The organism is Pseudomonas sp. SF2, assembly GCF_036858055.1.
GTDB lineage: Bacteria > Pseudomonadota > Gammaproteobacteria > Pseudomonadales > Pseudomonadaceae > Aquipseudomonas.
The window spans coordinates 20,296-40,841 of record NZ_JAMBDI010000018.1 but is presented as its reverse complement, the minus strand read 5'-3'; the positions used below and the strand labels follow the sequence as shown (position 1 = coordinate 40,841).

The window sequence follows — 20,546 nt, the reverse complement described above, 5'->3', positions numbered from 1 at the left end:
GCCTATTCGCTTGTTGAACCGCGTTACGCCTGCGCGATCGCGGTTTCCAGGTGCTCAGCCAGAGCATCCCAGGCAATGTTCTGTTGTTCGCCCTGACCACGCAGGGGCTTGAAGCCGATCTCTTGCTTGGCCAGCTCGTCGTCGCCGAGGATCAGGGCGAACAGCGCGCCGCTCTTGTCGGCTTTCTTGAACTGGCTCTTGAAGCTGCCACCGCCGGCGTTGACCGCCAGGCGCAGGCCCGGCAGGCGGTCGCGCAGGCCTTCGGAAAGGCGCAGGCCGGCCAGCTCCGCCTGTTCGCCAAAGGCGCACAGGTAAACGTCGATCTGGCGGCTGATGGACTCGGGCACCTTGCCCAGGGTTTCCAGCAGCAGGATCAGGCGCTCGATGCCCATGGCGAAACCGACGCCCGGGGTCGGCTTGCCGCCCATCTGCTCGACCAGGCCGTCGTAGCGGCCACCGGCGCAGACAGTGCCCTGGGCGCCGAGCTTGTCGGTAACCCACTCGAACACGGTCTTGCTGTAGTAGTCCAGGCCACGCACCAGCTTGGTGTTGATCACGAACGGGATGCCGGCAGCGTCCAGGCGGGCCTTGAGGCCCTCGAAGTGCACGCGCGACTCTTCGTCCAGGTAGTCTTCCAGCTTCGGCGCGCCGACCAGCACCGCCTGGGTGTTCTGGTCCTTGCTGTCGAGGATGCGCAGCGGGTTGCTCTTCAGGCGGCGCTGGCTGTCTTCGTCCAGTTGCTCCAGGCGCGCCGAGAGGAACTCGACCAGCGCGTCACGGTAGCGTGCACGGGCTTCGCTGGTGCCCAGGCTGTTGAGTTCCAGCTTGACTGCGTCCCGGATGCCCAGCTGGCCCCACAGGCGCCAGGTCAGCATGATCAGCTCGGCGTCGATGTCCGGACCGTCCAGGTTGAATACTTCCACGCCAATCTGGTGGAACTGGCGGTAGCGACCCTTTTGTGGGCGCTCGTGGCGGAACATCTGGCCGATGTACCACAGTTTCTGCACCTGGCCGTTGCCGGTGATGCCATGCTCGAGCACGGCACGCACGCACGCAGCGGTGCCTTCGGGGCGCAGGGTCAGCGAATCGCCGTTGCGGTCCTCGAAGGTGTACATCTCTTTTTCGACGATGTCGGTCACTTCACCGATGGAGCGCTTGAACAGCTCGGTGAACTCGACGATCGGCGTGCGGATCTGGCTGTACCCGTAGGTGTCCAGCAGGCCGGCCACGGTGCCTTCGAAGTAGCGCCACAGCGGCGACTGTTCTGGCAGGATGTCGTTCATGCCACGGATGGCTTGCAGCGATTTGCTCACGAAAAGTCCTTACGAATTCTGTGTGTCAGCCACGGACGATCAGCGCCGCGTCGGCCTCGGCCTTTTCGGCCGCTTTCTGGCGGATGAGTTTTTCCAGCTCATCGACCAGGTTGTCGTTGGTCAGTTTCTGCGCCGGCTTGCCGTCGATGTAGATCAGGTTCGGCGTGCCGCCGGTCAGCCCCACATGGGCCTCCTTGGCTTCACCCGGGCCGTTGACCACGCAACCGATCACCGCCACGTCCAGCGGCACCAGCAGGTCTTCCAGGCGCCCTTCCAGCTCGTTCATGGTCTTGACCACATCGAAGTTCTGCCGCGAGCAGCTCGGGCAGGCGATGAAGTTGATGCCGCGCGAGCGCAGGTGCAGCGACTTGAGGATGTCGTAGCCGACTTTCACTTCTTCGACCGGGTCGGCCGCCAGCGAGATACGGATGGTATCGCCAATGCCTTCGGCCAGCAGCATACCGAGGCCGACAGCGGATTTCACCGTCCCCGAACGCAGGCCACCGGCTTCGGTGATGCCCAGGTGCAGCGGCTGTACGATCTGCTTGGCCAGCAGGCGGTAGGCTTCGACGGCCATGAACACATCGGAGGCCTTGACGCTGACCTTGAAGTCCTGGAAGTCCAGGCGGTCGAGGTGCTCGACGTGGCGCAGGGCCGACTCGACCAGCGCCGCCGGGGTCGGCTCGCCGTACTTCTTCTGCAGGTCCTTTTCCAGGGAACCGGCGTTGACGCCGATACGGATCGGGATACCCCGGTCGCGGGCGGCATCTACAACCGCGCGCACACGGTCTTCACGGCCGATGTTGCCCGGGTTGATACGCAGGCAGTCGACGCCCAGTTCGGCCACGCGCAAGGCGATCTTGTAGTCGAAGTGGATGTCGGCCACCAGCGGCACGCTGACCTGCTGCTTGATGCGGCCGAACGCCTCGGCGGCGTCCATGTCCGGCACCGAGACACGCACGATGTCCACGCCGGCATCGACCAGGCGCTGGATTTGCGCCACGGTGGCGGCCACATCGTTGGTGTCGGTGTTGGTCATGCTCTGCACCGCGATGGGGGCATCACCACCCACCGGCACATTGCCGACCCAGATTTTGCGGGATTCGCGACGTTTGATCGGAGATTCGCCGTGCATGACTTACTGTCCCAACTTCAGGCGAGCGGTCTCGCCACTGGTGAACGGGGCAACATCGACGGCCTGGCCGTTGTAGCTGACCTGGGCGCCACGGGCAAAGCCCAGGCGTACCGAGAACGGCGGCTTGCCGGTCAGCTCGAGGTTGTCCCCCTTGCGCTTGATGGCGCTGAACAGCACCTTGCCGTTGCCGTCGGTGACCTGGGTCCAGCAATCGGCGACGAACTGGATGGCGACCTTGGCGCTGCCAGCCGGCACTGCGGCTGGCACGACAGGCTCGGCGGCGGCCACTGCCGCTACAGGCGTGGCAGGTACAACGGCCGCCGGGGCCGGGGCAACCGGGGCAACCGGCGCTGGCGCGACAGCAGGGGCGCTGGCAGCGGGTGCCACAGGCGCCTGCTGGGCCGGTGCTGGCACTGCGTTAGTGGTAGCGGCAGGTGCCGGGCTTGCCGGTGCCTGTTCGGCGGCGGCAGGCTGCTCGGCAGCGCCCTGCTCCAGCGGCAGCGGCGCGCTCTCGGGCTGCTGGCCAGCGGAAACGGCCTGGTCTTCAGGCTCATCGAGCGGGTGAATCTGGGTGGTACCGTCGGCGCTTTCGACTTCGACGTGCTCCAGGGCAATCTTGGCCAGGTCCTTGCCACGCAGGCTGCCCTGGTCCTGCCACCAGACAAAGCCGCCGCCGATCACCGCCACCAGCAGCAGCAGGCTGACGCCGCGCAGGATATTGTGCGACAGGCGCACCGGCTCTTCGATACGGCCCAGCGAGTGCACGTCGCTGCCTTTGGCGTGGGTGCCGGTGTAACGGTCGAAGGCGTCCACCAGGGCAGCCTGGTCCAGGTTCATCAGCTTGGCATAGGCGCGGATATAACCACGGGCGAAGGTATGCCCCGGCAGCTTGTCGAAGGCGCCGGTTTCCACGTGGTTCAACGAACTGACAGTGAGGTTGAGCTTGCGGGCCACCTCGGCTTGTGACCAGTCCCGGTTCTCACGGGCCTGACGCAAAAGCTCACCGGGGTTCTGGCCAGGCGCTACTGCTACTTCGGGATGCGCGGCTTTCATCGTTGCTCCGACAGGTATTGCTGATATTCCGGCGTACCGGGATAAAGTCGTTGTAATTGCTGGCCCAGCTCGGCCAGGGTGCCCTGCTCGTCGAATACCCGGGCAAGGCGGCTGCCCAGCAGCAGGCTACGGGCATCATGGTCGCTCAACTGGCTGAAACGATCGTAGTAGTCCCGGGCCGGCACATAATGCCTGTTTTCGTAGGACAACTCAGCCATTTCCAGCAACGCTTTCGGTTGCCGCTGGTTGAGTTGCAAAGCTTTCAGCAGATACGCCTGCGCCTGGTCGCGGCGCTCGAGCTTCAGGGCGGTCAGGCCCAGGTTCTCGTACACGCGTGAGCGTTCAGGATACAGGGTATCGGCGCTGGCCAGGCGAAACATCTGCTCGGCCTCGGCAAATCGCCCCTGAGCATAAAGGAAACTGCCGTAATTGTTGCGAATTCGCGTGTCGCCCGGGCGTGCCTGCAGTGCCTTGCGAAAGTGCGCTTCGGCCAGCGCCGGCTCGCCTTCGGCCTGGAACACCAGCGCCAGGGCGGCGTGCGCGTCGGCATCACCGCCATTCAGGGCCAGGGCTTTGCCCAGCGGCGCCTTGGCCTGCTCGGTCAAACCCTGTTGCAAATAACCCAGCCCAAGCTGCACATAGGCCCGCCCCGCCTCTGCCCTGCCCTGGCGGCTGGCCAGGGGGTCGCCCGCGCCGCCCGACACGCAGCCGGCCAGCAGCAAAAGCGCAAGGATCGACAGCGCGGCGCGCAGGCTCATGGGCAAGGTCCCGGTCAGTGGCTGGCGGGGCTGTCTTGCAGCTCGGCGTCCGCCGACAGCTGGCGCACGGCGATGTAGCGCTCGCTGCGGCGGGTTCGGTCGTTGACCTGGCCAACCAGCTGGCCACAGGCGGCGTCGATGTCATCACCACGGGTGGTGCGGGTGGTGACGTTGAAGCCACCGTGGTGCAACAGGTCCTGGAAGCGGCGAATGGCGTTGTTGCTCGGCCGCTCGTAGCCCGAGTGCGGGAACGGGTTGAACGGGATCAGGTTGATCTTGCACGGCACGTCGCGCAGCAGCTCGATCATTTGCGCAGCATGCTCAGGCTGGTCGTTGACGTCCTTGAGCAGGGTGTACTCGATGGTCAGCACGCGCTTGCCACCCAGGGTGGACATGTAGCCCATGCACGATTCCAGCAGCATCTTCAGCGGGTACTTCTTGTTGATCGGTACAAGCTTGTTGCGCAGTTCGTCGTTCGGTGCGTGCAGCGACAGGGCCAGCGACACGTCGATGTGCTTGGCCAGCTCGTCGATCATCGGCACCACGCCCGAGGTGGACAGGGTGACGCGACGCTTGGAAATGCCATAGCCCAGATCTTCCATCATGATCTTCATGGCGGCGATGACATTGTCGAAATTCAGCAGGGGTTCGCCCATGCCCATCATGACCACGTTGGTAATGGCGCGGTCGATCTTGGCCGGAACGGTCCCGAAGGATTTGTTGGCAAGCCACACCTGGCCGATCACTTCGGCGGCGGTGAGGTTGCTGTTGAAGCCTTGCTTGCCGGTGGAGCAGAAGCTGCAGTCCAGGGCACAGCCGGCTTGCGACGACACGCACAGGGTGCCGCGATCGTCGGTGGGGATGTAGACGGTTTCGACGCAGCTGCCGGAGGCAACGCGGACCACCCACTTGCGGGTACCGTCGGCGGAAATGTCTTCACTGACCACTTCCGGGCCCCGAATCTCGGCAACGGCCTCGAGCTTTTCGCGCAAGGCCTTGCCGACATTGGTCATGGCGGCGAAATCGTCGACGCCAAAGTGGTGAATCCATTTCATGACCTGACCGGCACGAAAACGCTTCTCTCCGATCGACTCGAAGAATTTTTCCATTTCCTGCAGGGTCAGGCCCAACAGGTTGATCTTGCCAGTCATGTCACTCATGGAATCACCCAAGACCTGCTTCGCTTAGCGAATGCGGTCGCACAGCTCGGTAGCGGAGAAGAAGTAAGCGATTTCGCGGGCAGCCGAAGCTTCCGAGTCGGAACCGTGAACAGCGTTTTCGTCGATGGAAACAGCGAAGTCAGCACGGATGGTGCCGGCAGCAGCTTCTTTCGGGTTGGTGGCGCCCATCAGCTCGCGGTTGGCCAGAACGGCGTTTTCGCCTTCCAGAACCTGAACGATGACCGGACCGGAAGTCATGAAGGCAACCAGGTCAGCGAAGAAGCCGCGCTCTTTGTGCTCGGCGTAGAAGCCTTCGGCTTCGGCTTTGGACAGTTGCTTCATTTTCGAAGCGACGACGCGCAGGCCGGCTTTCTCGAAACGAGTGGTGATCTCGCCGATGACGTTCTTGGCAACGGCGTCAGGCTTGATGATGGAGAAAGTACGTTGAACAGCCATGGAAAACTCCAGAAAAATGAGTGTTGCGAAAAATTAAACCCGCGAATTATACGCGGGTTCCAGGGGATTGCCTAACCTGCAGGATGCGTTCAGTCGGCTTCTTCGATCCAGGCCGCCTGGATGGCCTCGAGCACTTTCTCACCGCCGCGTGACGGATCGTCGCTGAATTCTGGCAAGGCCAGCACCCAGCGGTGCAGATCGACGAAATTCACATAACGAGGATCGACGTCCGGCTTGCTTTCTGCAAGCTGGATGGCGATCTCAAGTACATCAATCCATTTCAGGCTCATGGGGCAAACCTCAGTGCGGCGCTTCGGCGGCGTGGTTGAGCGAATACTTGGGGATCTCGATGACCAGGTCCTGGTCAGCGACAACCACCTGGCAGCCGAGGCGCGACTGAGCCTCCAGGCCCCAGGCCTTGTCCAGCATGTCTTCTTCCAGCTCGTCGGCTTCTTCCAGCGAGTCGAAACCCTTGCGGATGATGCAGTGGCAGGTGGTGCAGGCCTTGACGCCGCCGCAGGCGCTTTCCATCTCGATGTGATGGTCGTGGGCCAGCTCCAGGATGTTGGTCCCGGGCTCGACTTCCACGGTCAGCCCTTCGGGGCAGAACTTCTCGTGCGGCAGGAATGTCACCAGCGGCATCGGTTACTCCTCGATCTCATTCAGGTTGCGCCCGGCCAGTGCGGCTTTGACCGTCGAATCAAGGCGACGGGCGGCAAATGCGTCGGTCACCTGCGACAGACGCTTGGTCTGTTGCTCGATGGCAGCGCCATCGGTGCCGGCCAGCAAATCACGTAGTTCTTGCATCTGGAATTCGATGGCGTCGCGCTCGTCACTGCTGAGCAGGCGCTCACCGTCGGCGTCCAGGGCGCCCTGTACCGCTTCCAGCAGGCGCTCGCCGTCCACCTGGTGCTCGCGCAGCTGGCGGGCCTGCTTGTCGGAACCTGCGTGTTCGAAGGAGTCCTTGAGCATGCGGGCGATTTCGCCGTCGGTCAGGCCGTAGGACGGCTTGACCTGGATGCTGGCTTCCACGCCCGAGCCCAGCTCGCGGGCGGCGACGCTGAGCAGGCCGTCGGCGTCGACCTGGAAGGTGACGCGGATTTTCGCCGCACCGGCGACCATGGCCGGGATGCCACGCAGCTCGAAGCGCGCCAGCGAGCGGCAGTCGCTGATCAGCTCGCGCTCGCCCTGCAGCACGTGGATCATCATGGCCGTCTGGCCATCTTTATATGTGGTGAACTCCTGGGCACGCGCTACCGGGATAGTGGTGTTGCGCGGGATTACCTTCTCCATCAGCCCGCCCATGGTCTCAAGACCGAGCGACAGCGGGATGACATCCAGCAGCAGCAGTTCGCCACCTTCGCGGCGGTTGCCGGCCAAGGTATCGGCCTGGATGGCAGCACCGATGGCCACCACCTGGTCGGGGTCGATCGAGGTCAGCGGGGTGCGCCCGAACAGTGCACCGACGGCTTCACGCACACGCGGGACGCGGGTCGAACCGCCGACCATGACCACGGCGCTGACTTCTTCAAGCTCGATACCGCTGTCGCGCACGGCGCGGCGGCAGGCCTTGAGGCTGCGGGCGACCATGGGCTCGATCATGGCTTCGAAGCCGGCGCGGCTCAGTTGGCCCTGCCAGGCGCCATGGCTGACGCTGACCACGTCGGTGTCGGTCAGGGCTTCCTTGGCGGCGCAGGCGGTTTGCAGCAGCGCGCGCTGGGTGGCCGGGTCCAGGTCGGACGACAGCCCGGCCTGTTCGATGATCCAGCCGGCAATGGCGTGGTCGAAGTCGTCACCGCCCAGGGCAGTATCGCCACCGGTGGCCAGCACTTCGAATACGCCGGCAGTCAGGCGCAGGATGGAAATGTCGAAGGTACCGCCGCCCAGGTCATAGATGGCCACCACGCCTTCGGCGTTCTGGTCCAGGCCGTAAGCCACGGCAGCGGCAGTCGGCTCGTTGAGCAGGCGCAGCACGTTTAGGCCGGCCAGGCGCGCAGCGTCCTTGGTGGCCTGGCGCTGGGCATCGTCGAAATAGGCCGGCACGGTGATCACCGCCCCCACCAGCTCACCGCCGAGGGTGGCTTCGGCACGCTCGCGCAATACCTTGAGGATATCGGCGGACACTTCCACCGGGCTTTTCGGCCCCTGCACGGTGTCGATGAACGGCATGTGCGACTCACCGCCAACGAAGCGGTAAGGCAGCTGCTCGCCCAGTTGCTTGACGTCGGCCAGGCCGCGCCCCATCAGGCGCTTGACCGACAGCACGGTGTTCAGCGGGTCGCTGGAAGCGGCATCGCGTGCAGCCTGCCCCACTTCGTTGCGCCCTTCGAGGTAGCGCACCGCGGACGGCAGAATGACGTTGCCCTGCGCGTCGGGCAGGGGCTCGCTACGGCCGCTGCGCAGTGCGGCGACCAGAGAGTTGGTGGTACCCAGGTCGATCCCCACCGCCAGGCGGCGCTGGTGCGGCTGAGGGCTTTGACCGGGTTCGGCAATCTGCAGTAGGGCCATGCTTATCTGAATACCTTAGGTGCCATCACGGGCAGCACCGGGTTAATCGTCGAGGCGCTCTTCCAGTTGGCGCACTTCTTGGGCGAGCTTGTCGAGGAACTGCATGCGGCGCATCAGGCGTTCGGCCTTGTCGCGCTCGCCTGGGGCGTCCCAGCAGGCGGCAAAGTCCTCGTTCAGCGTGTCCTGGGCGACCTTCAGGCGCTTCTTGAACACGGCCACGCCATCGAGGTCGGCTTCGTCCTGCAGCTCTTCGAGCTCTTCACGCCACTGCATCTGCTGCAACAGGAAGTCCGGGTCGTGGACCGTGACCTCCTGGGGCACTTCGTGGCCGCCGATGGCCAGCAGGTAGCGGGCACGACGCGGCGCACTGCGCAGGGTCTGGTAGGCGTCGTTGAGGGCCGCGGACTTTTCCAGCGCCACGCGCTGCTCGCGCTCGGAGGCGTCGGCAAAGCGGTCGGGATGGACTTCGCGGGCCAGCTCGCGATAGCGAGTGGCTAGCTTGTCGAGATCCAGGCGGAAGCTTGGCTGGAGGTCAAACAATGCGAAATGACAAGGAGTACCCACAGCCAGCCTCAAACGTTGAAGCTTTCGCCGCAGCCACACTCACCGCGCACGTTAGGGTTGTTGAACTTGAAGCCTTCGTTCAACCCTTCCTTGACGAAGTCCAGTTCGGTGCCGTCGAGGTACACCAGGCTCTTGGGATCGATGATCACCTTGACGCCATGGTTCTCGAACACCTGGTCTTCGTCCGCCAGCTCGTCGACGAACTCCAGCACGTAGGCCAGGCCCGAGCAACCGGTGGTGCGCACGCCCAGGCGAATGCCTTCGCCCTTGCCGCGCCCTTCCAGGGAACGCCGCACATGGTTGGCGGCGGCTTCTGTCATGCTGATAGCCATCTGGACTCCTTACCTCGCAACAGGCGACTTAGATCAAGCCTTTCTTCTGCTTGTAATCGCGCACAGCTGCCTTGATGGCATCTTCGGCGAGTACCGAGCAGTGGATCTTGACCGGCGGCAACGCCAGTTCTTCGGCCAGCTGGGTGTTCTTGATGGTTTCGGCTTCGTCCAGGGTCTTGCCCTTCATCCACTCGGTGGCGAGGGAGCTGGAAGCGATGGCCGAACCGCAGCCGTAGGTCTTGAACTTGGCGTCTTCGATCACGCCCTGCTCGTTGACCTTGATCTGCAGGCGCATGACGTCACCACAGGCCGGGGCGCCGACCATGCCGGTACCGACGTCCGGGTCTTCGGCATTCATCTTGCCGACGTTGCGCGGGTTTTCGTAGTGGTCGATGACCTTTTCACTGTATGCCATGGTGCAATTCCTTCCTCATCAGGGAGCCGCTCTTGCCGGCGACTGCTTAGTGGGCGGCCCACTCGATCTTGGAGATGTCAACGCCGTCTTTGTACATGTCCCACAGCGGCGACAGCTCACGCAGTTTGTTCACGGCCTCGCAGACTTTCTGCGCGGCGTAATCGACTTCTTCTTCGGTGGTGAAGCGGCCGAAGGAGAAGCGGATCGAGCTGTGCGCCAGCTCGTCGTTGCGGCCCAGGGCGCGCAGTACGTAGGACGGCTCGAGCGACGCGGAGGTGCAGGCCGAACCGGACGATACGGCGATGTCCTTCAGCGACATCAGCAGCGATTCGCCTTCGACGTAGTTGAAGCTCAGGTTCAGGTTGTGTGGTACGCGGGCAGTCTTGCTGCCGTTGACGTACAGCTCTTCGAGGTCCGAGACCTGCTTGAAGAAGCGGTCGCTCAGGGCCTTGATGCGCACGTTTTCCGCGGCCATTTCCTGCTTGGCGATGGCGAAGGCTTCGCCCATGCCGACGATCTGGTGGGTCGGCAGGGTGCCCGAACGCATGCCACGCTCATGGCCACCGCCGTGAATGATGGCTTCCAGGCGTACACGCGGCTTGCGGCTGACGTACAGCGCGCCGATGCCTTTCGGGCCGTAGACCTTGTGCGCAGAGAACGACATCAGGTCGACCTTCAGCTTCTGCAGGTCGATTTCGACCTTGCCGGCCGACTGCGCGGCGTCAACGTGGAACAGCACACCGCGCGAGCGGGTCAGTTCACCGATGGCGGCGATATCGTTGATCGAGCCGACTTCGTTGTTCACGTGCATCAGCGAAACCAGGATGGTGTCGTCGCGCAGCGCCGCCTCGACCATGGCCGGGGTGACGATGCCGTCTTCGCCTGGCTCGAGGTAGGTGACTTCGAAACCTTCACGCTCCAGCTGGCGAGCGGTATCCAGGACCGCCTTGTGCTCGATCTTGGAGGTGATGATGTGCTTGCCCTTGGTCTGATAGAAGTGCGCGACGCCCTTGAGTGCGAGGTTGTCGGACTCGGTGGCACCGCTGGTCCAGACGATTTCGCGCGGATCGGCGTTGATCAGCTCGGCAACCTGGCGACGACCGTTCTCGACCGCTTCCTCGGCTTTCCAGCCAAAGACGTGGGAGCGCGAAGCCGGGTTACCGAAGTTCCCGTCGACCAGCAGGCAATCGGCCATCTTCTGGGCCACGCGTGGGTCGACCGGGGTGGTCGCGGAGTAATCGAGGTAGATCGGCAACTTCATTTGTCTCTCCTATCAGGCGGTGGCGTCGCTCGTCGTCCCGGTGGGATCAATCGACGGCGGACGTCTCAATCTTGTCCAGCTGGGCGGTTCGGCCTGCGACACGACGCAGGTCCTGGCGCTGGGCGACTTCCTGCACTTCACGGCGCATGACGAGGTCGGCCAGGCTGATGCCGCTGAGGAATTCATGGATTTGCTGGCTGAGGTCGCACCACAGGTGGTGGGTCAGGCAGGTGTCACCGGCATGGCAATCCCCGAGGCCCTGGCAGCGGGTGGCATCGACCGATTCGTTGACCGCATCGATGACCTGGGCCACCTGGATGGTTTCCATGCCCCGCGACAGCTGGTAGCCACCGCCTGGACCACGCACGCTGGAGACCAGGCTGCTGCGGCGCAGCTTGGCGAACAGCTGTTCCAGATAAGAGAGGGAAATGCCCTGGCGCTCGGAAATGTCGGCCAAAGACACCGGCCCATGCTGCGCGTGCAACGCCAGGTCGAGCATGGCGGTCACGGCGTATCGGCCTTTGGTAGTCAGTCGCATGGCTATTGGGTACCACGGGAGTTACAGGATGTGAGCGAGTATGCGATTCCCGAGCATTTAAGTCAACTATTAGACCTAGTGCTTTAGTCGGGTTTGCATCGGGGAGGCGGGCGCGATTGTAGCAGACAGGGGGCGTGAGCACACGCCCCGTATGTCACCATGATTTCACCACGACGCAATCAATGCGACTGAGTGTCGCGCCGGGCCACCTGGGCAACTTCCTTGAAGTCATCTTCCGGCAGGGCTGGCAGCTCCTTGGCGCAGTAGTCGCTACCCATCCTGGTCAGGGCACCACACATACCCTCCAGCCGCTCGTCGACTGCCTGCAGGTGGTCGAGCATCTGGCCGATGGCACGGGCCACCGGGTCCGGCATGTCGCCACTGACACCATAGGCATCGAAGCCGATCTTCTCGGCCATGGCCTTGCGCTTGGCCTCGACCTCATCGTCTTCGTTCTTGACGATGATTCGCCCGGGGATACCGACCGCCGTGGCGCCGGCCGGCACTGCCTTGGTCACCACCGCATTGGAACCGATCTTGGCTCCGGCACCGACAGTGAACGGGCCCAGCACCTTGGCCCCGGCCCCTACCACCACGCCGTTTTCCAGGGTGGGATGGCGCTTGCCTTTGTTCCAGCTGGTGCCGCCCAGGGTCACGCCCTGGTAAAGGGTGACATCGTCGCCGATCTCGGCGGTTTCGCCGATGACGATACCCATGCCATGGTCGATGAAGAAGCGTCGGCCGATGGTGGCGCCGGGGTGGATCTCGATCCCGGTCAGCCAGCGGCCGAAGTTGGACACCAGGCGAGCCAGCCACTTGAAATCACGCTTCCACAGGGCATTGCCCAGGCGGTGCAGCCAGATGGCATGCATGCCCGGGTAGCAGGTCAGCACCTCGAAGGCGTTGCGCGCAGCCGGGTCACGATGGAATACGCTTTGAATATCTTCACGCAGGCGTTCGAACATCTGTCAGTCCTTCCGTTTATGCGGCTCGCCCCGGACCACTTTCTGGGTCTCGGTGAGGATGCCGCGCAAAATGCTCATTTCCGAACGTTCGACCGCAACCCGCCCATACAGCCGGCGCAGGCGCGGCATCAGGTGCTTGGGCTTGTCGGGGTCAAGGAAGCCGATGCCGACCAGGGTCTTCTCCAGGTGGTCGTAGAACAGCTCCATTTCGTCCATGGTCGCCAGCTCGCTGGCGTCAACCTTCTCGACCTTGCCCGGCGCTGCACCGGCAGCCAGCCAGGCCATGCGCACCTCGTACGAGAGCACCTGGACAGCGGCAGCCAGGTTCAGCGAGCTGAAGTCGGGGTTGGAGGGAATGTGCACGTGGAAGTGACATCGCTGCAGTTCTTCGTTGGTCAGGCCGGCGTGCTCACGCCCGAACACCAGGGCGATTTCCTCGCCACCCTTGGCATGCTCCACCGCCTTGGCCCCGCACTCGCGCGGGCCAATCAGCGGCCAGGGGATGCTCCGCTCGCGGGCGCTGGTGCCCATCACCAGGTTGCAGCCGACCAGCGCCTGCTCGAGGCTGTCGACCACCTGGGCATTGGCCAGCACATCGTCGGCACCCGAGGCTCGGGCACTGGCATCCTCGGCGGGGAACGCTTTCGGCTGCACCAGCACCAGACGCGACAAGCCCATGTTTTTCATGGCTCGCGCAGCGCCGCCGATGTTGCCGGGGTGGCTGGTATTGACCAGAACAACACGAATATTTTGCAGCAAGGTGTTGTGCTCACAGATGCAGGAATCAGGGCCTTCGATCTTACAGAACCGACAGACGTAACGCCACGAAAGCAAATGTGACACTTCTGCCGCCAAAGTTTTCTGCTAGAATGATCGGCTTTCTTCTTTAACATCTCCAGGTGACCCGCCCATGCAGCCTATGCTGAATATCGCCCTGCGCGCCGCTCGCAGCGCCAGTGAACTGATTTTCCGCTCCATCGAACGCCTGGATAGCATCAAGGTCGATGAGAAAGAGGCCAAGGACTACGTTTCCGAAGTCGATCGCGCCGCCGAGCAGAGCATCGTCAACGCCCTGCGCAAGGCCTACCCGAACCACTCCATCCAGGGCGAGGAAACCGGCCTGCACGCGGGTAGCGGCGAAGAAGGCAAGGATTACCTGTGGATCATCGACCCGCTGGACGGCACCACCAACTTCCTGCGTGGCATCCCGCACTTCGCGGTCAGCATCGCCTGCAAATACCGTGGCCGCCTTGAGCACGCCGTGATCGTCGACCCGGTGCGCCAGGAAGAATTCACCGCCAGCCGTGGCCGTGGCGCCCAGCTCAATGGTCGCCGCCTGCGTGTCAGCTCGCGCACCAGCCTTGAAGGCGCCCTGCTGGGCACCGGCTTCCCGTTCCGCGACAGCCAGATGGCCGACCTGGACAACTACCTGGGCATGTTCCGTGCCCTGACTGGCCAGACCGCCGGCATCCGCCGCGCCGGCTCCGCCAGCCTGGACCTGGCCTACGTGGCTGCTGGCCGTTTCGACGCCTTCTGGGAGTCGGGCCTGTCCGAATGGGACATGGCCGCCGGCGTGCTGCTGATCCAGGAAGCGGGCGGCCTGGTAAGCGACTTCAACGGTGGCCATGACTTCCTCGAGAAGGGCCATATCGTTGCGGGCAACATCAAGTGCTTCAAGGCCGTGCTGACTGCTATCCAGCCGCACCTGCCAGAGAACATGAAGCGCTAAGCGCGGATTGCCGGCACAAAAAAAGCACCCCTCGGGGTGCTTTTTGTTTGCCTGCCAGTTTTGTACTGCCTGTGCTGGCCTCTTCGCGGGTAAACCCGCTCCCACAGTGATAGCGACAACCTCAAGGACATTGCTGTAGCTGTGGGAGCGGGCTTACCCGCGAAGAGGCCGGTTCAGGCAACATCAATCACTGGCCAGCTTCGCTGAGGATCAGCTTGCCATTCTTGTCCAGTGGAATGGTCGACCCGGGCTCGTGGTCCATCTTCACCTGCCCTACCTTGTCGCCAATGGTGTACTTCACGTTGTAGCCCACCACTTTCTCACTGATGTCGTTGACCGTGTTGCAGCGGGTTTGCGTGGTGGTGTAGGTGTCACGCTCCTGCATGCCTTCCTGCACCTTGTTACCGGCATAACCACCACCGACCGCACCAGCCACCGTGGCGATCTTCTTGCCGCTACCACCACCGATCTGGTTACCCAGCAGGCCACCGGCAATGGCGCCCACCACGGTACCGGCGATCTGGTGCTGGTCCTTGACCGGTGCCTGACGCGTCACGGCGACGTCCTTGCAGACCTCACGGGGGGTTTTCACCTGTTGTTTGATCGGTTGCACGTCGGTGACCTGCGCATACTCAGGCCCCTTGTTGACCAAGCTGTAGGTCGCGACAGCACCTCCGGCAGTCACACCGACAGCACCCAGTACCGCACCCACAAGCATTGATTTGTTCACATGAACCTCCTGATCATAACCCGCGGATCCAACCCGCCTTCTCCCAGCCTTGGAGTAAAAAAAAAGGCGCGAGTTCAACACTCGCGCCTTTCTGGCCGCCAAACGGCGTGGAACACGCCTTACGGGCGGTCGTCCACACCGTCGGTCTTGGCCGGCGGGATCAGGTCTTCACTGCTCAGGTTCAGCCAGATCAGTACCACGTTGGCGATATAGATCGACGAATAGGTACCGGCCATGACGCCGATGAACAGAGCCAGCGAGAAGCCGAACAGGTTGTCGCCACCGAAGAACAGCAGCGCGGCAATGGCCAGCAAGGTCGAAACCGAGGTGGCGATGGTCCGCAGCAGGGTCTGGGTGGTGGAAACGTTGATGTTCTCGATCAGCGAGGCCTTGCGCATGACGCGGAAGTTCTCGCGCACCCGGTCGAACACGACGATGGTGTCGTTCAGCGAGTAGCCGATGATCGCCAGCACCGCCGCCAGCACCGTCAGGTCGAAGGTGATCTGGAAGAACGACAGGATACCCAGGGTCACCACCACGTCGTGGATCAGCGAGACGATCGCGCCCACCGCGAACTTCCACTGGAAGCGGAAGGCCAGGTAGATGAGGATGCCGCCCAGGGCCAGGAGCATGCCCATGCCACCCTGGTCGCGCAGCTCTTCACCCACCTGCGGGCCCACGAACTCGACACGCTTGACCTTGGCCGGGTTGTCGCCGCCGGCCTTCTGCAGGGCTTCAGCCACCTTGTTGCCCAGCTGCGGGTCATCGCCCGGCATGCGCACCAGCAGGTCGGTGGTGGCGCCGAAGCTCTGCACCACGGCCTCGTGGAAGCCGGAGTTGACCAGCTCGGCACGCACCGCCTTGAGGTCGGCCGGGCGCTCGTAGGTCAGCTCGATCAGCGTACCGCCGGTGAAGTCCAGGCCGAAGTTCAGGCCCTTCTGCCACCAGCTGAACAACGCCAGCACGGTGAGGAGCACGGTAACGGCGAACGCGACATTGCGCACGCCCATGAAGTTGATGGTTTTCATCGCAGCTCCCTCAAACCCACAGCTTCTTGATGTCACGCCCGCCGCAGGTCAGGTTGACCATTGCACGGGTCACCATGACGGCGGTGAACATCGAGGTGAAAATCCCGAGGGACATGGTGACCGCAAAGCCCTTGACCGGGCCGGTACCCATGGCGAACAGGATGCCGCCGACCAGCAGGCTGGTCAGGTTGGCGTCGATGATCGCGGTGTAGGCGCGGTTGAAGCCTTCGTGAATGGCGCGTTGCACCGACATGCCGGCGTTCAGCTCTTCGCGGATACGCGAGAAGATCAGCACGTTGGCGTCCACCGCCATACCCATGGTCAACACGATACCGGCAATACCCGGCAGGGTCAGGGTGGCGCCCAGCAGCGACATCAGCGCCAGCAGCAGGACCATGTTGCCCGCCAGGGCGATGGTGGCGATCACACCGAAGGCACGGTAGATGGCGATGATGAACAGCGAGACGAACAGCATGCCCCACAGCGACGCATCGATACCCTTGGTGATGTTGTCGGCACCCAGGCTTGGGCCGATGGTGCGTTCTTCAGCGAAGTACATCGGCGCGGCCAGGCCACCGGCACGCAGCAGCAGGGCCAGTTCGGACGATTCGCCCTGGCCGTTCAGGCCGGTGATGCGGAACTGGCTGCCCAGCGGCGACTGGATGGTCGCCAGGCTGATGATCTTCTTCTCTTCCTGGAAGCTCTGTACGGCAACGTCCTTCTCGACGCCGTCGACGGTCTGCTTGACGTAGCGGGTGACCGGCTTCTGCTCGATGAAGATCACCGCCATGCTGCGGCCGACGTTGCTGCGGGTAGCACGGGTCATCAGCTCGCCACCGTGGCCATCCAGGCGGATGTTCACCTGCGGGCGACCTTGCTCGTCGAAGCTGGCCTGGGCGTCGGTCACCTGGTCACCGGTGATGATCAGGCCGCGCTCGACCGCGGCGGAACGGCCACCTTCACGGAACTCGAACACTTCGGTAGTGGCCTTGGACGCGCCCGGTTCGGCACCGAAGCGGAACTCCAGGTTGGCGGTTTTACCCAGGATACGCTTGGCTTCGGCAGTGTCCTGCACGCCTGGCAGCTCGACCACGATGCGGTTGGCGCCCTGGCGCTGGACCAGCGGCTCGGCCACGCCCAGCTCGTTGACCCGGTTGCGGACGGTGGTGAGGTTCTGCTTGATCGAGTATTCGCGGATCTCGGCGACTTTCGCCTGGGTCAGCGCCAGACGCAGCACGGCGAGCTCGTTACGCTCGGTGGTGGTCAGGTCGAAGTCATTGAAATTCTTGCGGATCAGGGCACGTGCCTGTTCGCGGGTTGCATCGTCAGCGAAGCCCAGCATGATGCCGCCATCCTGCTGAGGCAGGCTGCGGTAGCGGATGCGCTCTTTGCGCAGCAAGGTCTTGACCTCGCCTTCGTAGACTTTCATGCGGGCGCTCATGGCCTTGTCCATGTCCACTTCCAGCAGGAAGTGCACACCACCGGACAGGTCCAGGCCCAGCTTCATCGGGCTTGCGCCCAGGTTGCGCAGCCATTGCGGGGTAGTCTGGGCCAGGTTCAGGGCCACGACGTAATCATCGCCCAGTGCCTTGCGCACGACATCCTTGGCTGGCAGCTGGTCTTCCTGATTGGTCAGGCGGATCAGCCCGCTGCCCTTCTCACCCAGGCTCGCGCCCTTGACGGCGATCTTGGCATCGACCAGCGCCTTGCTGACGCGGTCGAGGTCGGCCTGGCTCACCTGCAGCGCCGAGCTGGCACCACTGATCTGTACCGCCGGATCATCCGGGTAGAGGTTGGGAGCGGAATAAATGAAACCGACCACCAGTACCAGCACGATCAGTGCATATTTCCACAGAGGGTATTTGTTCAGCATCACGCCGCCCGTTCAAGACGCGGGGCGCGTTGCGCGCCCCGACTGGAAAGAAAAACCGGTAACTCAGATAGCCTTGAGCGTACCTTTTGGCAGGGTGGCCGCGATGGCACCCTTCTGGAACTTCAGCTCGACGTTGTCGGAAACTTCCAGGACCACGAAATCATCGGAAACCTTGACGATCTTGCCGGCGATGCCGCCGTTGGTGACAACTTCGTCACCCTTCTGCAAGTTGCTCAGCAGGTTCTTCTGCTCTTTTGCACGCTTGGCCTGCGGGCGCCAGATCATCAGGTAGAAGATGACCAGGAAACCGACCAGGAAAATCCACTCGAAGCCGGTACCGGCTGGGCCGGCGGCAGGTGCTGCAGCGTCCGCGTATGCGGCGGGGATCAAGAAGCTCATTGGGCACTCCTAATGTAATTTTCTAATAATGGATGCAGACAGTCAGTCCAAAGGCGGTACGGGAAGCCCGCGCTTGGCGTAGAAGGCGTCGACAAAGGCGGCCAATTTACCTTGTTGAATAGCCTCGCGTAAACCGGCCATCAAGCGCTGGTAATGGCGCAAGTTGTGGATGGTATTCAGCATGCTGCTCAGCATTTCGCCGCACTTGTCCAGGTGATGCAGATAGGCGCGCGAGAAGTTGGTGCAGGTGTAGCAGTCACAGGTCGGATCCAGCGGCGATTCATCGTGGCGATGGAACGCGTTGCGGATCTTGATCACCCCTGTATCGACGAACAGATGACCGTTGCGCGCGTTACGCGTCGGCATCACGCAGTCGAACATGTCGACGCCGCGGCGCACACCCTCAACGAGATCTTCCGGTTTGCCTACCCCCATAAGGTAACGAGGTTTGTCAGCAGGCATCTGGCCCGGCAGGTAATCCAGCACCTTGATCATTTCGTGCTTGGGCTCGCCCACCGACAGGCCACCGATGGCCAGGCCGTCGAAGCCGATGTTTTCCAGGCCTTCCAGCGAGCGCATGCGCAAGTCCTGGTACATGCCACCCTGGACGATACCGAACAGCGCCGCTGTATTGTCGGCGTGGGCGTTCTTCGAGCGCTGGGCCCAACGCAGCGACAGCTCCATGGAGGCGCGCGCCACATCGTGCTCGGCCGGGTACGGGGTGCACTCGTCGAAGATCATCACCACGTCCGAGCCCAGGTCACGCTGCACCTGCATCGACTCTTCCGGGCCCATGAACACCTTGGCGCCATCAACCGGCGAGGCGAAGGTCACGCCCTCCTCCTTGATCTTGCGCATGGCGCCCAGGCTGAACACCTGGAAGCCACCGGAGTCGGTGAGGATCGGGCCTTTCCACTGCATGAAGTCGTGCAGGCCGTTGTGCTTCTTGATCACCTCGGTACCCGGGCGCAGCCACAGGTGGAAGGTATTGCCGAGGATCATCTCGGCACCGATGGCCTCGATGTCGCGTGGCAGCATGCCCTTGACCGTGCCATAGGTGCCCACCGGCATGAACGCTGGGGTTTCCACGGTGCCCCGTGGGAAGGTGATGCGGCCACGACGGGCCTTGCCGTCGGTGGCCAGCAGTTCGAAGGACATTCGACAGGTGCGACTCATGCTTGATCCTCGGGCCCGCGTGGCGCCGGATTGCGGGTGATGAACATGGCATCACCGTAACTGAAGAAGCGGTACCCCTGCTCGACCGCCGCCGCGTAGGCGGCCATGGTCTCGGGGTAGCCGGCGAAGGCCGAGACCAGCATCAGCAGCGTGGACTCCGGCAGGTGGAAATTGGTGACCAGCGCGTCGACCACATGGAACGGCCGGCCCGGGTAGATGAAGATGTCGGTGTCGCCGCTGAAGGCCTTGAGCACGCCATCGCGCGCCGCGCTCTCCAGCGAACGCACGCTGGTGGTGCCGACCGCGATCACCCGGCCGCCACGGGCACGGCAGGCCTCGATGGCATCGACCACATCCTGGCCCACTTCGAGCCACTCTTTATGCATGTGGTGGTCTTCGATCCTGTCGACCCGCACCGGCTGGAAGGTGCCCGCGCCCACGTGCAAGGTGACGAACGCCCGCTCGACGCCCTTGGCGGCGATCTTTTCCAGCAGCGCCTCGTCGAAGTGCAGGCCTGCAGTGGGCGCGGCGACCGCTCCGGCACGTTCGGCGTACACGGTCTGGTAGCGCTCACGGTCGGCGCCTTCGTCCGGGCGGTCGATGTAGGGCGGCAGCGGCATATGGCCGACGCGGTCGAGCAATGGCAGCACCTCTTCGGTGAAGCGCAGCTCGAACAGCGTGTCATGGCGCGCGACCATTTCGGCCTCGCCGCCGCCATCGATGAGGATCACCGCGCCTTCCTTCGGCGCCTTGCTGGCACGGACATGCGCCAGCACCCGGTGGCTGTCGAGCACGCGCTCGACCAGCACTTCCAGCTTGCCGCCGGAAGCTTTCTGGCCGAACAGGCGCGCCGGGATCACCCGGGTGTTGTTGAACACCATCAGGTCGCCCGGGCGCAGGTACTCGAGCAGGTCGGGGAATTGCCGGTGCGCCAGCGCGCCGGTTGGCCCATCGAGCACCAGCAGACGGCTGCCATGGCGCTCGGCCAACGGGTGGCGGGCGATCAGGGAATCAGGGAGTTCGAAGGAAAAATCGGCGACGCGCATGATAATGTTCGGTTCGGCAGGGCCGGGAAGTTTAGCCCAATGTGTGAAAATTGACCATGAAAGCCGATTGACCGACCAGCGGCGGCTCTCTATACTGCGCGCCACAT

Annotated in this window: 23 protein-coding genes; 1 reads left to right on the top strand and 22 read right to left on the bottom strand. The window is 63.2% G+C overall.

Annotation, left to right across the window (positions count from 1 at the left end; all coding sequences use genetic code 11):
* Window positions 1-23: 23 nt before the first annotated feature.
* The 16 genes from hisS to trmJ all read right to left on the bottom strand — a co-directional run bounded on the left by hisS (window position 24) and on the right by trmJ (window position 13,217).
* Window positions 24-1,313, bottom strand: a complete 1,290-nt coding sequence (gene hisS, locus M2S36_RS11795) for a histidine--tRNA ligase (protein WP_063911319.1) — start codon at window positions 1,311-1,313, stop codon at window positions 24-26.
* A gap of 25 nt (window positions 1,314-1,338) precedes the next feature.
* A complete protein-coding gene (gene ispG, locus M2S36_RS11790; protein WP_003257869.1) occupies window positions 1,339-2,448 on the bottom strand; it encodes a flavodoxin-dependent (E)-4-hydroxy-3-methylbut-2-enyl-diphosphate synthase in 1,110 nt (369 codons plus the stop codon).
* 3 nt (window positions 2,449-2,451) lie between these two features.
* Complete coding sequence (locus tag M2S36_RS11785) at window positions 2,452-3,501, bottom strand: RodZ family helix-turn-helix domain-containing protein (protein ID WP_333957197.1); 1,050 nt, start codon at window positions 3,499-3,501, stop codon at window positions 2,452-2,454.
* Window positions 3,498-4,259 (bottom strand): type IV pilus biogenesis/stability protein PilW, encoded by a 762-nt coding sequence (gene pilW, locus M2S36_RS11780; protein WP_207834797.1) that lies wholly within the window; start codon window positions 4,257-4,259, stop codon window positions 3,498-3,500. The genes M2S36_RS11785 and pilW overlap by 4 nt, the downstream gene beginning before the upstream one ends.
* Before the next feature lie 14 nt (window positions 4,260-4,273).
* Window positions 4,274-5,419 carry a 23S rRNA (adenine(2503)-C(2))-methyltransferase RlmN gene (rlmN, locus tag M2S36_RS11775; RefSeq protein ID WP_046615810.1) on the bottom strand — a complete coding sequence of 382 codons (1,146 nt, stop codon included), beginning with the start codon at window positions 5,417-5,419 and terminating at the stop codon, window positions 4,274-4,276.
* 24 nt (window positions 5,420-5,443) lie between these two features.
* A complete protein-coding gene (gene ndk / locus M2S36_RS11770; protein WP_023382208.1) occupies window positions 5,444-5,875 on the bottom strand; it encodes a nucleoside-diphosphate kinase in 432 nt (143 codons plus the stop codon).
* Between the two features lie 89 nt (window positions 5,876-5,964).
* Window positions 5,965-6,165, bottom strand: coding sequence for a Fe-S cluster assembly protein IscX (gene iscX, locus M2S36_RS11765; RefSeq protein ID WP_023382209.1), 201 nt, complete (start codon window positions 6,163-6,165; stop codon window positions 5,965-5,967).
* A gap of 10 nt (window positions 6,166-6,175) precedes the next feature.
* Entirely contained in the window at window positions 6,176-6,517 is a 342-nt protein-coding gene (gene fdx, locus M2S36_RS11760) for an ISC system 2Fe-2S type ferredoxin (RefSeq protein ID WP_063911316.1), read from the bottom strand.
* 3 nt (window positions 6,518-6,520) lie between these two features.
* The gene (hscA, locus tag M2S36_RS11755; RefSeq protein WP_087503087.1) at window positions 6,521-8,383 is read right to left on the bottom strand and encodes a Fe-S protein assembly chaperone HscA; all 1,863 of its coding nucleotides are present in this window, start codon (window positions 8,381-8,383) and stop codon (window positions 6,521-6,523) included.
* 42 nt (window positions 8,384-8,425) lie between these two features.
* The gene (gene hscB, locus M2S36_RS11750) at window positions 8,426-8,947 is read right to left on the bottom strand and encodes a co-chaperone HscB (protein ID WP_015269012.1); all 522 of its coding nucleotides are present in this window, start codon (window positions 8,945-8,947) and stop codon (window positions 8,426-8,428) included.
* Between the two features lie 8 nt (window positions 8,948-8,955).
* Entirely contained in the window at window positions 8,956-9,279 is a 324-nt protein-coding gene (iscA, locus tag M2S36_RS11745; RefSeq protein WP_003257854.1) for an iron-sulfur cluster assembly protein IscA, read from the bottom strand.
* A 28-nt stretch (window positions 9,280-9,307) separates the two neighbouring features.
* Window positions 9,308-9,694 (bottom strand): Fe-S cluster assembly scaffold IscU, encoded by a 387-nt coding sequence (iscU, locus tag M2S36_RS11740; protein ID WP_003248539.1) that lies wholly within the window; start codon window positions 9,692-9,694, stop codon window positions 9,308-9,310.
* A 46-nt stretch (window positions 9,695-9,740) separates the two neighbouring features.
* Complete coding sequence (locus tag M2S36_RS11735; protein ID WP_013971017.1) at window positions 9,741-10,955, bottom strand: IscS subfamily cysteine desulfurase; 1,215 nt, start codon at window positions 10,953-10,955, stop codon at window positions 9,741-9,743.
* Window positions 10,956-11,001: 46 nt separating this feature from the next.
* Window positions 11,002-11,493: a Fe-S cluster assembly transcriptional regulator IscR gene (iscR, locus tag M2S36_RS11730; RefSeq protein WP_008092572.1), complete on the bottom strand. Its 492-nt coding sequence runs from the start codon at window positions 11,491-11,493 to the stop codon at window positions 11,002-11,004.
* A gap of 179 nt (window positions 11,494-11,672) precedes the next feature.
* Window positions 11,673-12,458 carry a serine O-acetyltransferase gene (gene cysE, locus M2S36_RS11725; protein ID WP_207834799.1) on the bottom strand — a complete coding sequence of 262 codons (786 nt, stop codon included), beginning with the start codon at window positions 12,456-12,458 and terminating at the stop codon, window positions 11,673-11,675.
* A 3-nt stretch (window positions 12,459-12,461) separates the two neighbouring features.
* The gene (trmJ, locus tag M2S36_RS11720; RefSeq protein WP_241106287.1) at window positions 12,462-13,217 is read right to left on the bottom strand and encodes a tRNA (cytosine(32)/uridine(32)-2'-O)-methyltransferase TrmJ; all 756 of its coding nucleotides are present in this window, start codon (window positions 13,215-13,217) and stop codon (window positions 12,462-12,464) included.
* A gap of 151 nt (window positions 13,218-13,368) precedes the next feature.
* Between trmJ and suhB the strand changes: the two genes are divergently transcribed.
* Window positions 13,369-14,187, top strand: coding sequence for a type III secretion system regulator SuhB (gene suhB, locus M2S36_RS11715; RefSeq protein ID WP_003257850.1), 819 nt, complete (start codon window positions 13,369-13,371; stop codon window positions 14,185-14,187).
* A 187-nt stretch (window positions 14,188-14,374) separates the two neighbouring features.
* On the opposite strand, the gene M2S36_RS11710 is transcribed toward suhB, so the two are convergent.
* The 6 genes from M2S36_RS11710 to queA all read right to left on the bottom strand — a co-directional run bounded on the left by M2S36_RS11710 (window position 14,375) and on the right by queA (window position 20,439).
* A complete protein-coding gene (locus M2S36_RS11710) occupies window positions 14,375-14,917 on the bottom strand; it encodes a glycine zipper 2TM domain-containing protein (RefSeq protein ID WP_013971012.1) in 543 nt (180 codons plus the stop codon).
* A gap of 119 nt (window positions 14,918-15,036) precedes the next feature.
* The gene (secF, locus tag M2S36_RS11705; RefSeq protein WP_013971011.1) at window positions 15,037-15,945 is read right to left on the bottom strand and encodes a protein translocase subunit SecF; all 909 of its coding nucleotides are present in this window, start codon (window positions 15,943-15,945) and stop codon (window positions 15,037-15,039) included.
* 10 nt (window positions 15,946-15,955) lie between these two features.
* Window positions 15,956-17,818, bottom strand: a complete 1,863-nt coding sequence (gene secD, locus M2S36_RS11700; protein WP_207834804.1) for a protein translocase subunit SecD — start codon at window positions 17,816-17,818, stop codon at window positions 15,956-15,958.
* Between the two features lie 63 nt (window positions 17,819-17,881).
* Complete coding sequence (gene yajC / locus M2S36_RS11695) at window positions 17,882-18,217, bottom strand: preprotein translocase subunit YajC (RefSeq protein ID WP_003259111.1); 336 nt, start codon at window positions 18,215-18,217, stop codon at window positions 17,882-17,884.
* 42 nt (window positions 18,218-18,259) lie between these two features.
* Complete coding sequence (gene tgt, locus M2S36_RS11690) at window positions 18,260-19,375, bottom strand: tRNA guanosine(34) transglycosylase Tgt (protein WP_172827479.1); 1,116 nt, start codon at window positions 19,373-19,375, stop codon at window positions 18,260-18,262.
* 14 nt (window positions 19,376-19,389) lie between these two features.
* Window positions 19,390-20,439 carry a tRNA preQ1(34) S-adenosylmethionine ribosyltransferase-isomerase QueA gene (gene queA, locus M2S36_RS11685; RefSeq protein ID WP_063911310.1) on the bottom strand — a complete coding sequence of 350 codons (1,050 nt, stop codon included), beginning with the start codon at window positions 20,437-20,439 and terminating at the stop codon, window positions 19,390-19,392.
* Window positions 20,440-20,546: the final 107 nt, after the last annotated feature.

Coding starts and splice junctions, on each gene's coding strand:
- tgt (WP_172827479.1), bottom strand. CDS start 19,375: ATGTCCTTCGAACTGCTGGCCACCGACGGCAAGGCCCGTCGTGGCCGC.
- fdx (WP_063911316.1), bottom strand. CDS start 6,517: ATGCCGCTGGTGACATTCCTGCCGCACGAGAAGTTCTGCCCCGAAGGG.
- suhB (WP_003257850.1), top strand. CDS start 13,369: ATGCAGCCTATGCTGAATATCGCCCTGCGCGCCGCTCGCAGCGCCAGT.
- rlmN (WP_046615810.1), bottom strand. CDS start 5,419: ATGAGTGACATGACTGGCAAGATCAACCTGTTGGGCCTGACCCTGCAG.
- M2S36_RS11785 (WP_333957197.1), bottom strand. CDS start 3,501: ATGAAAGCCGCGCATCCCGAAGTAGCAGTAGCGCCTGGCCAGAACCCC.
- hscA (WP_087503087.1), bottom strand. CDS start 8,383: ATGGCCCTACTGCAGATTGCCGAACCCGGTCAAAGCCCTCAGCCGCAC.
- iscA (WP_003257854.1), bottom strand. CDS start 9,279: ATGGCTATCAGCATGACAGAAGCCGCCGCCAACCATGTGCGGCGTTCC.
- M2S36_RS11735 (WP_013971017.1), bottom strand. CDS start 10,955: ATGAAGTTGCCGATCTACCTCGATTACTCCGCGACCACCCCGGTCGAC.
- ispG (WP_003257869.1), bottom strand. CDS start 2,448: ATGCACGGCGAATCTCCGATCAAACGTCGCGAATCCCGCAAAATCTGG.
- iscX (WP_023382209.1), bottom strand. CDS start 6,165: ATGAGCCTGAAATGGATTGATGTACTTGAGATCGCCATCCAGCTTGCA.
- pilW (WP_207834797.1), bottom strand. CDS start 4,259: ATGAGCCTGCGCGCCGCGCTGTCGATCCTTGCGCTTTTGCTGCTGGCC.
- queA (WP_063911310.1), bottom strand. CDS start 20,439: ATGCGCGTCGCCGATTTTTCCTTCGAACTCCCTGATTCCCTGATCGCC.
- cysE (WP_207834799.1), bottom strand. CDS start 12,458: ATGTTCGAACGCCTGCGTGAAGATATTCAAAGCGTATTCCATCGTGAC.
- iscU (WP_003248539.1), bottom strand. CDS start 9,694: ATGGCATACAGTGAAAAGGTCATCGACCACTACGAAAACCCGCGCAAC.
- ndk (WP_023382208.1), bottom strand. CDS start 5,875: ATGGCTGTTCAACGTACTTTCTCCATCATCAAGCCTGACGCCGTTGCC.
- iscR (WP_008092572.1), bottom strand. CDS start 11,493: ATGCGACTGACTACCAAAGGCCGATACGCCGTGACCGCCATGCTCGAC.
- secF (WP_013971011.1), bottom strand. CDS start 15,945: ATGAAAACCATCAACTTCATGGGCGTGCGCAATGTCGCGTTCGCCGTT.
- secD (WP_207834804.1), bottom strand. CDS start 17,818: ATGCTGAACAAATACCCTCTGTGGAAATATGCACTGATCGTGCTGGTA.
- yajC (WP_003259111.1), bottom strand. CDS start 18,217: ATGAGCTTCTTGATCCCCGCCGCATACGCGGACGCTGCAGCACCTGCC.